The sequence below is a fragment of the Streptomyces sp. NL15-2K genome (genome assembly GCF_030551255.1).
GTDB lineage: Bacteria > Actinomycetota > Actinomycetes > Streptomycetales > Streptomycetaceae > Streptomyces.
On sequence record NZ_CP130630.1, the window covers coordinates 10,101,793 to 10,117,097 of the forward strand.

At 69.5% G+C, this 15,305-nt stretch carries 1 protein-coding gene (running past one end of the window); it reads left to right on the forward strand.

What is annotated here, in order from left to right; translation table 11 throughout:
- On the forward strand, positions 1-15,305 hold the beginning of the coding sequence (locus tag Q4V64_RS44510) for a type I polyketide synthase (RefSeq protein ID WP_303714365.1). It continues 25,612 nt past the right edge of the window; only the first 15,305 of its 40,917 coding nucleotides appear in the window; it begins with the start codon at positions 1-3; its stop codon lies beyond the right edge, outside the window.

Below are 15,305 nucleotides of genomic sequence, written 5' to 3' on the forward strand. Positions count from 1 at the left end.
GTGCCGACCGGCGACGGAGCAGGCACCGCGGCAGGGGCGGAGCTGCGGCGGCGCCTAGCAGACCTGTCGGCACCGGAAGGGCAGCACCTGCTCACCGGCCTGGTGACCGAACTCGCCGCGGCCGCGCTGCGCCGCCCCGCCGACGAACCGGTCGCGGCCGACGGCACGTTCTTCGAGACCGGCTTCGACTCGCTGACCGCGGTGGAACTGCACAGCCGGCTCACCGCCGCCACCGGTCTGGCGCTCCCGGTGACGCTGGCCTTCGACCACCCGACGCCGGCCGCGCTCGCCCGCCACCTCTACGCCGAACTGCTCGACCTCGCCCCGGAACGGGTCGACGTCGACGCCGCCACCAGTCACGTCGACGAGCCGATCGCGATCGTAGGCATGGCCTGCCGCTTCCCCGGCGGCGCCCGGTCGGCCGAGGGGCTCTGGCGCCTCGTGGAGTCCGAGGCCGACGCGGTCGGGGAGTTCCCGACCGACCGGGGCTGGGACCTCGACGCGCTCTACTCGACCGACCCCGACCAGTCGGGCACCAGCTACACCCGGCACGGCGGATTCCTCTACGACGCGGCCGAGTTCGACGCCGACTTCTTCGGGATCAACCCGCGCGAAGCCCTGGCCATGGACGCCCAGCAGCGCCTCGTCCTGGAAACCTCCTGGGAGGCGCTGGAGCGGGCCGGCATCCCGCCGGAGACGCTGCGTGAGCAGCGCGTCGGCGTCTTCGTCGGCGCGGAGACCCAGGAGTACGGGCCCCGGCTGCAGGACGCCGACAGCCTGGAGGGCTACCTCATCACCGGCAACGCGGCGAGCGTCGCCTCCGGCCGCGTCTCGTACACCCTCGGCCTGCAGGGCCCCGCCCTCACCGTCGACACGGCCTGCTCGTCCTCGCTGGTCGCGCTGCACCTGGCCGCGCAGGCGCTGCGGCAGGGCGAGTGCTCCATGGCGCTGGCAGGTGGCGCCGCGGTGATGGCCAGCCCGGCGTCCTTCGTGGCGTTCTCCCGGCAGCGCGGGCTTGCCGCCGACGGCCGCTGCAAGCCGTTCGCGGCCGCCGCCGACGGCACGGCCTGGGCCGAAGGCGTCGGCATGCTGCTGGTCGAGCGGCTCTCCTCGGCGCAGGCCGCCGGCCGGCCCGTCCTCGCCGTGATCCGTGGCTCCGCCGTCAACCAGGACGGCGCGTCCAACGGCCTGACCGCACCGAACGGCCCGTCGCAGCAGCGCGTGATCCAGCAGGCCCTCGCCAACGCGCGCCTGGAAGCGGCGGACGTCGACGCCGTAGAGGCGCACGGCACCGGCACCACGCTCGGCGACCCCATCGAGGCCCAGGCCCTGCTCTCCACCTACGGCCGCGATCGCACCGGCGCCCCGCTCTGGATCGGCTCACTGAAGTCGAACATCGGCCACGCCCAGGCCGCGGCCGGAGTCGGCGGCGTCATCAAGATGGTGCAGGCCCTCCACCACGGCACGCTCCCGAAGACCCTGCACGTGGACGAGCCCACGCCGCACGTCGACTGGAGCACGGGCACCGTACGGCTGCTCACCGAGGCCCAGCCGTGGCCCGAGACCGACCGGCCGCGGCGGGTGGCGGTCTCCTCGTTCGGCATGAGCGGCACCAACGCCCACCTCATCCTCGAAGCCCCGCAGACCCAGGAAGCGGCGCCCACCGCGGCACGTCCAGAGCCGGGCGCGCGGACAGCCGGCGTGTTCGCGCTCCCCGTATCCGGACGTACACCGGAGGCACTCGCCGGACAGGCGGCGAACCTGCTGGCCCGGCTGGACGAGCCCGACACCGACCTGGCGGACCTCGGCTTCTCCCTGGCCACCACGCGCACCCACTTCGCCCACCGCGCCGTTGTACTCGGAGCCGACCGCGAACAGGTGGAGCAGGGCCTCGCCGCGCTCGCCGCCGGTGACCCCTCCGCGCAGGCCGTCACCGGAACCACGGTCCCCGGCCGGACCGCCTTCCTGTTCACCGGCCAGGGCTCACAGCGACTGGCGATGGGCCGCGAACTGCACGCAACCCAGCCCGTGTTCGCCGCCGCCTTCGACGAAGCGGCCTGGTACCTCGACCTGCAACTCGGCCGACCGCTCGCCGAGGCCCTGGCCGACGAGGAACTGCTCAACCGCACTGAGTACGCACAGCCGGCGATCTTCGCGGTGGAAGTGGCCCTGCTCGCACTGGTACGGCACTGGGGGCTTACCCCCGACGTCCTTGTCGGCCACTCGATCGGCGAGATCGCGGCCGCCCACGCCGCCGGAGTGCTGTCGCTGCCGGACGCAGCTGCCCTGGTCGGCGCACGCGGCCGGTTGATGCAGGCGTTGCCGTCCGGTGGGGCGATGTTGGCGGTGGGTGCGTCGGAGGCGGAGGTGCGGGAGGCGTTCTCGGATGTCGACCTCGCGGCGGTGAACGGGCCTGCTGCGGTGGTGGTTTCAGGGGCCGAGAGTGAGGTCGTGCGGGTGGTGGCGGGGGCGGCCGAGCGGGGCTGGAAGTCCTCCCGGCTGCGGACGAGTCACGCTTTCCACTCGCGGCTGATGGAGCCCATGCTCGACGAGTTCCGCCGCGTGCTGCGCTTCCTGACCTTCCGCGAACCGAAACTGCCGGTCGTATCGACGGTGACCGGCCGGCCGGTGGAGTCGGGGCAGTGGTCGGATCCGGAGTACTGGGTCGAGCAGGTACGCCGGCCGGTGCGATTCGCTGACGCGCTCGGTTCACTGGAGGGCGTCGGCCGATTCGTGGAGTTGGGGCCGGACGCCGTACTGACCGCACTGATCCGGCAGGCGGCCCCCGACGCGGTCTGCGTGCCGCTGCTGCGGCGCGACCGCGACGAAGCGGCCACCGCCGCCGCCGCACTGGCCGCACTCCATGTCCACGGCGCGGCGGTGAACTGGCCGGCCCTCTTCCCTCACGCCCGCGTGGTGGATCTGCCGACCTACGCCTTCCAGCGACAGCGCTTCTGGCTGGAGAACGCTCCGGCGCGCTCCGGCGCCACCGACCCGGGCGACGCGAGCTTCTGGGCCGCGGTCGACCGCGGTGACCTGCCCGCGCTCGCCGCGGAGTTGGGGGTCGGCACCGAGGCCGTGGCCGGCGTGCTGCCGGCGCTGACGACCTGGCGGGCCCGGGGCCGGGAGCGCTCCCTGATCGACGGCTGGCGCTACCGGGTCACGTGGCGACCGGCGACCGACCCCGGAAAGGCCGGCCTCACCGGGACGTGGGCGCTGGTGGGCGAGGACGTCCACAGCCTCGGCGACATGCTGTCGGGCCAAGGGGCGTCGGTCGTACGGATGTCCGACGCGGCGGCGACGGCGGAACGGGACCTTGCCGGTGTGGTGGCGTCCCCGGCGTCGGTGGAGGACGCGCTGGCGCTGGTTCAGGGGTTGGTGGAGGTGGGGTGCCGGGCTCGGTTGTGGTTGGTGACGCGGGGTGCGGTGGTTTCGGGGCGTGCTGATGGTGTGGTGGATGTCGGTCAGGCTGCGTTGTGGGGTTTTGGCCGGGTGGTGGGGTTGGAGTATCCGGAGTTGTGGGGTGGGTTGCTGGATCTGCCGTCGGTGGTTGATGGGCGTGCGGCGGTGCGGGTCGGGGCGGTGCTGGCGGGGGCGTTGGGGGCGGAGGATCAGGTCGCTGTACGCGGTGGTGGTGTTCTGGTGCGGCGTCTGGTGCGTGCTCCGGCTTCGCGGGGTGAGGTGTGGCGGCCGCGTGGGACGGTGTTGATCACTGGGGGTACGGGTGGTCTGGGTGCTGAGGTGGCCCGTTGGGCTGCGGCCAGTGGTGCTGAGCGGTTGGTGTTGGTGTCGCGGCGTGGTGTGGGGGCGCCGGGGGCTGGTGAGTTGCTGGCCGAGCTGCCGTGCGCGGAGGTTCATGCGTGTGACATGGCGGACCGGGCGGCTGTGGAAGCTTTGCTGGCCGCGGTGGGTGGGGTCGACGCGGTGGTGCACGCGGCCGGCGTCGGCGAGGACGCGGCCCTGGCCGAAGCCGACGCGGCGCATTTGCGCCGTGTGATCTCCGGCAAGGTTGATGGGGCTCTGCTTCTGGACGAGTTGGTCGGTGACGTGGATGCCTTTGTGGTGTTCTCGTCGATCTCGGGAGTGTGGGGCAGCCGCGGCCAGGCCGCCTACGCCGCCGCGAACGCCGCCCTGGACGCTTTCGTCGAACGCCGCCGCGCGGTCGGCCGGCCCGGCACTGCGATCGCCTGGGGTCCGTGGGCGCGAGTCGGGATGGCCGCCGACCAGGGCGAGACCGAACTCCTGCGGCGCCAGGGCCTTCTCCCGCTGCCGCCTGCCCAGGCGGTGGCTGCGCTTGCTGGTGTGGTGGGTGGTGGGGAGGGTGTGCTGGCGGTTGCGGATGTTCGGTGGTCGGAGTTTGTTTCCTTGTTTGCTGTGGTGGGTGCGCGTCCGTTGTTCGAGGAGGTGGCAGAGGCTGGGGTGCCGGTTGTTGGGGGGGCGGTGTTTTCGGTTTTGGGGCAGCGGTTGGCTGGTTTGGGGGTGGGGGAGCGGGAGCGGTTTGTGGGGGATTTGGTGCGGGCGCAGGTGGCTGGGGTGTTGGGTCATGGGTCGGTGGAGGCAGTGGTGCCGGGGCGGGCGTTCAAGGAGTTGGGTTTTGATTCGTTGACGGCGGTGGAGTTGCGGAATCGGTTGCAGGCGGTGACTGGTTTGGTGTTGTCGGCGACGCTGGTTTTTGATTATCCGAGTGTGGAGCGGTTGGCTGGTTTTCTTGTTGGGGAGTTGAGTGGTTCGGTTGAGGTGGTGGCGGGGGTGGATGGTGTTGCGGGGGGTGTTGTTGCTGGTGGTGATGATCCGGTTGTGATTGTGGGTATGGGCTGTCGTTTTCCGGGGGGTGTGGATTCGCCGGATGGGTTGTGGGGTTTGGTGGTTTCTGGTTCGGATGCGGTGGGTGGTTTTCCGGTGGATCGGGGTTGGGATTTGGAGGGGTTGTATCACCCGGATCCGGATCATGCGGGGACGTCGTATGTGCGGGAGGGGGGTTTTCTGTATGACGTGGCGGAGTTCGATGCGGGATTGTTCGGGATTTCGCCGCGTGAGGCGTTGGCGATGGATCCGCAGCAGCGGTTGTTGTTGGAGACGTCGTGGGAGGCGTTCGAGCGGGCGGGGATAGATCCCCTGTCGTTGCGGGGCGAGCAGGTCGGCGTATTCGCGGGCTCCAACGGGCAGGACTACGCCGCCCAGCGGTACGACGTCCCCACCGACCTCGAGGGATACCTGGGCACCGGGACCGCCGGCAGCGTTGTCTCCGGGCGGATCTCGTACACCTTCGGGCTGGAGGGCCCGGCCGTCACGGTGGATACGGCGTGTTCGTCGTCGTTGGTGGCGTTGCACCTGGCGGTGCAGGCGTTGCGCGCCGGTGAGTGCTCGATGGCCCTGGTCGGCGGAGTCACCGTCATGGCCACCCCGGACGCGTTCCTGGACTTCTCCCGCCAGCGGGGGCTTGCCGCCGACGGCCGGTGCAAGCCGTTCGCGGCGGCGGCCGATGGGACGGGCTGGTCCGAGGGCGCGGGGATGCTGTTGGTGGAGCGGTTGTCGTCGGCGCGGGCTGGGGGGCGTCGGGTGTTGGCGGTGGTGCGGGGTACGGCGGTCAACCAGGACGGGGCGTCGAATGGGTTGACGGCGCCGAATGGTCCGTCGCAGCAGCGGGTGATTCGTGCGGCGTTGGCGTCTGCGGGGCTGGCCCCGCAGGATGTGGATGCGGTGGAGGCGCATGGTACGGGGACGACGCTGGGTGATCCGATCGAGGCGCAGGCGTTGTTGGCGACTTATGGTCAGGAGCGGTCGGGGGAGCGGCCGTTGTGGCTGGGGTCGGTGAAGTCGAACATCGGTCACACCCAGGCGGCTGCGGGTGTGGCGGGGATCATCAAGATGGTCTTGGCGATGCGGCATGGGGTGTTGCCTGCGACGTTGCATGTGGATGAGGTGTCGCCGCATGTGGATTGGTCTGCGGGTCGTGTGGAGTTGTTGAGGTCGGCGCGGGCGTGGGAGGTGGGGGAGCGTCCGCGGCGGGCGGGTGTCTCGTCGTTCGGCATGAGCGGCACGAATGCGCACGCGATTTTGGAAGAGCCGCCGGTGGTGGAGCCGGTCGTGGCGGCGACGACGGGTGTGCGGTTGCCGGTGGTTCCGGTGGTGTTGTCGGGCGCGAGCGAGGCGGCGCTGCGGGCGCAGGCAGGGCGGCTGCGTGCGGTGGCGGACGCGGATTTGCTCGGTGTGGGGTTCGCGTCGGTGCGTCGTGGAGGGTTGGCGCATCGGGCGGTGGTGTTGGCGGGTGATGGGCAGGCGTTGGCGGCTGGGCTGGATGGGGTGGCCTCAGGTATCGGAGGCGGGGCTGGGGCTGTATGTGGGGTGGCTGGGGCTGGTCGGGTCGGGTTCCTGTTTGCGGGTCAGGGGTCGCAGCGGGTGGCGATGGGCCGGGGTCTGTATGAGGTGTTCCCGGTGTTCGCGGATGCGTTTGATGAGGTGGCGTTGTATGTGGACGCGCATCTGGACCGGCCGTTGGCGGAGGTGTTGTCGGATGAGGGGTTGATCGACCAGACGGGGTATGCGCAGCCGGCGATCTTCGCGGTTGAGGTGGCGTTGCATGCGTTGTTGGTGCATTGGGGTGTGGTGCCGGATGTGATGGTTGGGCATTCGGTCGGTGAGATTGCGGCGGCGTATGGGGCGGGTGTGTTGTCGCTGGCGGATGCGGCGGCGTTGGTGGTGGCGCGGGGGCGGTTGATGCAGGCGTTGCCGTCCGGTGGGGCGATGTTGGCGGTGGGTGCTTCGGAGGCGGAGGTGCGGGAGGCGTTCTCGGATGTCGACCTCGCGGCGGTGAACGGGCCTGCTGCGGTGGTGGTTTCAGGGGCCGAGAGCGAGGTCGTGCGGGCGGCGGCGGGGGCGGCCGAGCGGGGCTGGAAGTCCTCCCGGCTGCGGACGAGTCACGCTTTCCACTCGCGGCTGATGGAGCCGATGCTCGATGAGTTCCGGGCGGTGGTGGAGGGACTGAGTTTTGCCGAGCCGTCGGTCGCGGTGGTGTCGACGGTGACGGGGCGGCCGGTGGAGTCGGGGCAGTGGTCGGATCCGGGTTACTGGGTGGAGCAGGTTCGTCGGCCCGTGCGGTTTGCTGACGCGCTTGGTTCGCTGGAGGGCATCGGGCGGTTTGTCGAGTTGGGCCCGGACGGTGTGCTGTCCGCGCTGGTGCAGGATTCGCAGGCGGTGGCGGTGCCGTTGCTGCGCCGGGAGCGGGACGAGGTCACGACGGCGCTGACTGCTCTGGCCACCCTGCACGTTCATGGCGTAGCGGTCGACTGGGCGGCCGTGTACGCAGGAACCGGCGCCCAGCCGGTGACTCTGCCGACCTATGCGTTCCAGCGTGAGCGGTTCTGGCTGGAGACGCGGGCGACGGAGTCCGCCGCCGACCCGGTCGACGCCGAGTTCTGGGCGTCGGTGGAGCAGGGTGACCTGCATGGCCTGGCCGCGCAGCTCGGTGTGCCGACCGAGTCGCTGGAAAACCTGCTGCCCGCGCTCGCGTCCTGGCGGGCTGGTGGCCGCGAGCGATCGCTGATCGACGGCTGGCGCTACCGGATCACCTGGAAGCCCACCGACCTGCCGAACGCCGAGTTGACCGGACGATGGGTCCTGGTCGGTGACGACCACTTCGGGCTGAGCGCGGTGCTCAGCGGGCTCGGCGCGTCGGTGACCCAGGTCCCAGCCGGTACCCGGGCGGAGCTGGCTGCCCGACTCGCGGGGATCGACGCCTCCGGTGTGGTGGCGTCCCCGGCGTCGGTGGAGGACGCGCTGGCGCTGGTTCAGGGGTTGGTGGAGGTGGGGTGCCGGGCTCGGTTGTGGTTGGTGACGCGGGGTGCGGTGGTTTCGGGGCGTGCTGATGGTGTGGTGGATGTCGGTCAGGCTGCGTTGTGGGGTTTTGGCCGGGTGGTGGGGTTGGAGTATCCGGAGTTGTGGGGTGGGTTGCTGGATCTGCCGTCGGTGGTTGATGGGCGTGCGGCGGTGCGGGTCGGGGCGGTGCTGGCGGGGGCGTTGGGGGCGGAGGATCAGGTCGCTGTACGCGGTGGTGGTGTTCTGGTGCGGCGTCTGGTGCATGCTCCGGCTTCGCGGGGTGAGGTGTGGCGGCCGTGTGGCACGGTGTTGATCACTGGGGGTACGGGTGGTCTGGGTGCTGAGGTGGCCCGCTGGGCTGCGGCCAGTGGTGCTGAGCGGTTGGTGCTGGTTTCGCGGCGTGGTGTGGGGGCGCCGGGGGCTGGTGAGTTGCTGGCCGAGCTGCCGTGCGCGGAGGTTCATGCGTGTGACATGGCGGACCGGGCGGCTGTGGAAGCTTTGCTGGCCGCGGTGGGTGGGGTCGACGCGGTGGTGCACGCGGCCGGCGTCGGCGAGGACGCGGCCCTGGCCGAAGCCGACGCGGCGCATTTGCGCCGTGTGATCTCCGGCAAGGTTGATGGGGCTCTGCTTCTGGACGAGTTGGTCGGTGACGTGGATGCCTTTGTGGTGTTCTCGTCGATTTCGGGTGTGTGGGGGAGTGCGGAGCAGGCGGCTTATGGGGCTGCGAATGCCGCGTTGGATGCTTTGGTCGCGCGGCGTCGTGCACTGGGGTTGTCGGGTACGGCTGTGGCGTGGGGGCCGTGGGCTGAGGTCGGCATGGCCGCCGACAGCGCGGTCGCGACCAAGTTGCGGCGCCGCGGTCTGGTGCCGCTGGACCCCCAGCGGGCGGTGGCTGCGCTTGCTGGTGTGGTGGGTGGTGGGGAGGGTGTGCTGGCGGTTGCGGATGTTCGGTGGTCGGAGTTTGTTTCCTTGTTTGCTGTGGTGGGTGCGCGTCCGTTGTTCGAGGAGGTGGCAGAGGCTGGGGTGCCGGTTGTTGGGGGGGCGGTGTTTTCGGTTTTGGGGCAGCGGTTGGCTGGTTTGGGGGTGGGGGAGCGGGAGCGGTTTGTGGGGGATTTGGTGCGGGCGCAGGTGGCTGGGGTGTTGGGTCATGGGTCGGTGGAGGCAGTGGTGCCGGGGCGGGCGTTCAAGGAGTTGGGTTTTGATTCGTTGACGGCGGTGGAGTTGCGGAATCGGTTGCAGGCGGTGACTGGTTTGGTGTTGTCGGCGACGCTGGTTTTTGATTATCCGAGTGTGGAGCGGTTGGCTGGTTTTCTTGTTGGGGAGTTGAGTGGTTCGGTTGAGGTGGTGGCGGGGGTGGATGGTGTTGCGGGGGGTGTTGTTGCTGGTGGTGATGATCCGGTTGTGATTGTGGGTATGGGCTGTCGTTTTCCGGGGGGTGTGGATTCGCCGGATGGGTTGTGGGGTTTGGTGGTTTCTGGTTCGGATGCGGTGGGTGGTTTTCCGGTGGATCGGGGTTGGGATTTGGAGGGGTTGTATCACCCGGATCCGGATCATGCGGGGACGTCGTATGTGCGGGAGGGGGGTTTTCTGTATGACGTGGCGGAGTTCGATGCGGGATTGTTCGGGATTTCGCCGCGTGAGGCGTTGGCGATGGATCCGCAGCAGCGGTTGTTGTTGGAGACGTCATGGGAGGCGTTCGAGCGGGCGGGGATAGATCCGCTGTCGTTGCGGGGCGAGCAGGTCGGCGTATTCGCCGGCACGAACAGCCTTGATTACGCCAGCCGCGCCGACGGACTCCCGGAGGGGCTGGAAGGGCATCTCCTGACCGGGACCGCCGGCAGCGTTGTCTCCGGGCGGATCTCGTACACCTTCGGGCTGGAGGGTCCGGCGGTGACGGTGGATACGGCGTGTTCGTCGTCGTTGGTGGCGTTGCATCTGGCGGTGCAGGCACTGCGGTCGGGTGAGTGCTCGATGGCCCTGGTCGGCGGTGTGGCCGTGATGTCGGGGCCGGAGACCTTCGTTCAGTTCTCCCGCCAGCGGGGGCTTGCCGCCGACGGCCGGTGCAAGCCGTTCGCGGCGGCGGCCGATGGGACGGGCTGGTCCGAGGGCGCGGGGATGCTGTTGGTGGAGCGGTTGTCGTCGGCGCGGGCGGCGGGGCGTCGGGTGTTGGCGGTGGTGCGGGGTACGGCGGTGAATCAGGATGGTGCGTCGAATGGGTTGACGGCGCCGAATGGTCCGTCGCAGCAGCGGGTGATTCGTGCGGCGTTGGCGTCTGCGGGGCTGGCCCCGCAGGATGTGGATGCGGTGGAGGCGCACGGCACCGGTACCACGCTGGGTGACCCGATCGAGGCGCAGGCACTCCTGGCAACCTACGGCCAGGATCGCTCGGGGAACCGGCCGTTGTGGCTGGGGTCGGTGAAGTCGAACATCGGTCACACCCAGGCGGCTGCGGGTGTGGCGGGGATCATCAAGATGGTCTTGGCGATGCGGCATGGGGTGTTGCCTGCGACGTTGCATGTGGATGAGGTGTCGCCGCATGTGGATTGGTCTGCGGGTCGTGTGGAGTTGTTGAGGTCGGCGCGGGCGTGGGAGGTGGGGGAGCGTCCGCGGCGGGCGGGTGTCTCGGCGTTCGGCATGAGCGGTACGAATGCGCACGTCATCCTTGAGGAGCCGCCGGCCGAGGAGGTGGTGGCCGGTCCGGCACGGTTGCCGGTGGTTCCGGTGGTGTTGTCGGGGGCGAGTGAGGAGGCGTTGCGGGCGCAGGCAGGGCGGTTCCGTTCTGTCGTGGGTGGTGATCTGTGGGCGTGGGGTGCGGCTGCCGCGCGGCGGCCGGCGTTGGCGCATCGGGCAGTGGTGTTGGCATCTGATGTGGACGTGTTGGCGGTTGGTCTTGATGCGGTGGCCTCCGGGAGTGGTGGTCTGGTCGGGGTGGCTGGGTCTGGTCGGGTCGGGTTCCTGTTTGCGGGTCAGGGGTCGCAGCGGGTGGGGATGGGCCGGGGTCTGTATGAGGTGTTCCCGGTGTTCGCGGATGCGTTTGATGAGGTGGCGTTGTATGTGGACGCGCATCTGGACCGGCCGTTGGCGGAGGTGCTCTGCGATGAGGGGTTGATCGACCAGACGGGGTATGCGCAGCCTGCGATCTTCGCGGTGGAGGTGGCGTTGCATGCGTTGTTGGTGCATTGGGGTGTGGTGCCGGATGTGATGGTTGGGCATTCGGTCGGTGAGATTGCGGCGGCGTATGGGGCGGGTGTGTTGTCGCTGGCGGATGCGGCGGCGTTGGTCGTGGCGCGGGGGCGGTTGATGCAGGCGTTGCCGTCCGGTGGGGCGATGTTGGCGGTGGGTGCTTCGGAGGCGGAGGTGCGGGAGGCGTTCCCGGACCTGGATATCGCGGCGGTGAACGGCCCGGCTGCGGTGGTGGTGTCGGGGCTTGAGGCGGATGTGGAGCGGGCCGTTGCGGTGGCGGGTGAGCGGGGGTGGAAGGCGAGCCGGTTGCGCACCAGTCATGCCTTCCACTCGCGTCTGATGGAGCCGATGCTCGCGGAGTTCCGCGCGGTCGTGGAGACGCTGAGTTTTGCTGAGCCGATGCTCCCGGCGGTCTCTACGGTGACCGGTCGCCCTGTCGAGCCCGGGCAGTGGTCGGATCCGGGTTACTGGGTGGAGCAGGTCCGCCAGCCGGTCCGGTTTGCTGACGCGCTCGATTCTCTCGACGGCATGGGCAGGTTTGTGGAGCTGGGCCCGGACGGTGTGCTGTCCGCGTTGGTGCAGGATCCGGAAGCGGTGGCGGTGTCGTTGCTGCGCCGGGAGCGGGATGAGGCCACTACCGCGCTGACCGCTCTGGCCACCCTGCACGTCCACGGCGTAACGGTCGATTGGACGCAGTTGTTCGCCGGGGTTGAACCGGTCGAGTTGCCGACGTACGCGTTCCAGCGCCAGCGGTACTGGCCGGATGAGGTACCTGTCGGCCGGGCTTCGGAGTCGGATCGCGAAGACGCCGATTTCTGGAGCACCGTTGAACGCGGCGACTTGCCGGCGTTGGCCGAGCAACTGGGAGTCGCGACCACTGCGCTCGAGGGTTTGATACCGGCGTTGGCGTCTTGGCGGGCGCGGGGTCGGGAGCGTTCGTTGGTCGACGGCTGGCGGTACCGGGTCGACTGGGAGCCGGCGACCGCTCCGGCCGAGGCCCGGCTCGCCGGCGTGTGGGCTGTTATTGGTGAGGACGTCTACGGCGTCGGCGAGGTGCTGGCGGGGCTGGGTGCGTCGGTGCTGTCGGTGACCGGCCGGGAGCAGTTGGAGGGGCTCGACGTCGCAGGCCTCGTCGCATCGCCGACATCTCTGGCTGATGCGCTCGGGTTGGTTCAGGCATTGGTGGAGGTGGGGTGCCGGGCTCGGTTGTGGTTGGTGACGCGGGGTGCGGTGGCCACGGGCCGGGCGGATGGCGCGGTGGATGTACGGCAGGCACAACTCTGGGGCTTTGGGCGTGCGGTGGGGTTGGAGCATCCGGAGTTGTGGGGTGGGTTGCTGGATCTGCCGGCTGAGTTGGACCAGCGGGCTGCGGTGCGGGTCGGGGCGGTGCTGGCCGGGGGGCTGGGGGCGGAGGATCAGGTCGCTGTACGCGGTGGTGGGGTTCTGGTGCGGCGCCTCGCGCACGCGCCGTCCGGCGCTGTAACGGTGTGGCGGCCGCGTGGGACGGTGTTGATCACTGGTGGGACGGGTGGTCTGGGGGCTGAGGTGGCCCGTTGGGCTGCGGTCAACGGTGCTGAGCGGTTGGTGCTGGTGTCACGGCGTGGGCCGGAGGCGCCGGATGTTGACGAGTTGCTTGCCGAGTTGCCGCATGCGGAGGTGCATGCGTGTGACATGGCTGACCGGGTGGCTGTGGAGGCTTTGCTGGCTGCGGTGGGTGAGGTCGATGCGGTGGTGCATGCGGCCGGTGTGGGTGAGGATGTCGCGTTGCGGGATGCGGACCAGGCGCATTTGGAGCGTGTGGTGCGTGGCAAGGTTGATGGGGCTTTGCATCTGGATGAGTTGGTGGGTGACGTGGATGCCTTTGTGGTGTTCTCGTCGATTTCGGGTGTGTGGGGCAGTGGTGAGCAGGCGGCTTATGGGGCTGCGAATGCGGCGTTGGATGCTTTGGTTGCGCGGCGTCGTGCGGTGGGGTTGTCGGGTACGGCTGTGGCGTGGGGTCCGTGGGCTGAGGTCGGCATGGCTGCTGACAGTGCGGTGGCCAGTCAGTTGCGGCGTCGTGGACTGACTCCGATGGCTCCGGGTCGTGCGTTGGCGGCGTTGGCGGTGGCTGTTGGTTGCGGGGATGAGGCGCTTACGGTCGCGGACGTACGGTGGGCGGAGTTCCTGCCGCTGTTCACCGCCACCCGCGAGCGCCCGCTGTTCGCCCGGCTTGCCCCTGCCGCGGCCGACTCCACACAGCCGGAAACCGGTCTTGCCGGTCGGTTGGCGCCGCTGTCTGGGGTGGAGCGGCGGCGGAGTGTGCTGGAGTTGGTGCGGGTTGAGGTTGCCGCGGTGCTGGGGCATGCTTCCGCCGAGGTGGTGGAGCCGGGGCGGGCGTTCAAGGATTTGGGTTTTGATTCGTTGACGGCGGTGGAGTTGCGGAATCGGTTGCGGGCGGTGACTGGTTTGGCTCTGCCGGCGACGCTGGTTTTCGATCATCCGAGTGCGGGTCGGCTTGCTGAGTTTTTGCTGAGTGAGGTGGTCGGTGGGGAGGTTGTTTCGGCGGGTGTGGGTGGTTCGGTTGTTTCGGTGGATGATGACCCGGTTGTGATTGTTGGGATGGGGGTGCGTTTGCCGGGTGGGGTGGAGACGCCTGAGGAGTACTGGGACCTAGTCGCTTCTGGCCGGGACGGTATCGGGGCGTTTCCGGCGGATCGTGGTTGGGATTTGGAGGCGCTTTATCATCCGGATCCGGAGCATGTGGGGACGTTTTATGCCCGTGAGGGTGGGTTCCTTTATGGTGCGGGTGATTTTGATGCGGGGTTGTTCGGGATTTCGCCGCGTGAGGCGTTGGCGATGGATCCGCAGCAGCGGTTGTTGTTGGAGATGTCGTGGGAGGCGTTGGAGCGGGGTGGGGTTGATCCGCTGGGTTTGCGGGGTGAGCCGGTGGGTGTGTTTGTCGGGGCCTCGTTCATGGGGTATGGGAACGGGCCGGGGGAGTCGGCCGATGGTGTTGAGGGCTATCTGCTGACGGGGACGGCGTCGTCGGTGTTGTCGGGGCGGGTGTCGTACTCGTTCGGGCTGGAGGGTCCGGCGGTGACGGTGGATACGGCGTGTTCGTCGTCGTTGGTGGCGTTGCATCTGGCGGTGCAGGCGTTGCGGGCGGGTGAGTGTTCGATGGCGCTGGTCGGCGGTGTCACCGTGATGCCGAACGCGGATGTGTTCGTGGAGTTCTCCCGGCAGCGGGGGCTTTCCCCGGACGGGCGGTGCAAGTCCTTCGGGGCGGCGGCCGATGGGACGGGCTGGTCCGAGGGCGCGGGGATGCTGTTGGTGGAGCGGTTGTCGTCGGCGCGGGCTGGGGGGCGTCGGGTGTTGGCGGTGGTGCGGGGTACGGCGGTGAATCAGGACGGGGCGTCGAACGGGCTGACGGCGCCGAACGGCCCGTCGCAACAGCGGGTCATCCGGGCCGCGCTCGCCAACGCCGGCCTGACCTCCCAGGACGTCGACGCGGTTGAGGCGCATGGTACGGGGACGACGCTGGGTGATCCGATCGAGGCGCAGGCGTTGTTGGCGACTTATGGTCAAGGGCGGTCGGGGGAGCGGCCGTTGTGGCTGGGGTCGGTGAAGTCGAATATCGGTCATACTCAGGCGGCTGCGGGTGTGGCCGGCATTGTGAAGATGGTCTTGGCGATGCGGCATGGGGTGTTGCCTGCGACGTTGCATGTGGATGAGGTGTCGCCGCATGTGGATTGGTCTGCGGGTCGTGTGGAGTTGTTGAGGTCGGCGCGGGCGTGGGAGGTGGGGGAGCGTCCGCGGCGGGCGGGTGTCTCGGCGTTCGGGGTCTCGGGCACGAACGCGCACGTCATCATCGAGGAGCCGCCGGTGGTGGAGCCGGTCGTGGCGGCGACGCCGGGTGTGCGGTTGCCGGTGGTTCCGGTGCTGTTGTCCGGAGCCGACGAGGCGGCGCTGCGCGCCCAGGCGCAGCGGCTGCTTGATTACCCCGGCGCGGACACGGCTCACTTGGCGGCGCTGGGTGTGGCCTCGATCCGGCGTGCCGCGCTGCCCCATCGGGCCGTCGTGCTCGCTGGGGACTGGGAGACGCTGGTCTACGGAGTGCGTGGCGTTGCCGTCGGGGCTGCGACCCTGCGTGGGACCGTGAGTGTGAGCGGGGTCGGGTTCCTGTTTGCGGGTCAGGGGTCGCAGCGGGTGGGGATGGGCCGGGGTCTGTATGAGGTGTTCCCGGTGTTCGCGGATGCGTTTGATGAGGTGGCGTTGTATGTGGACGCGCATCTGGACCGGCCGTTGGTGGAGGTGTTGTCGGATGAGGG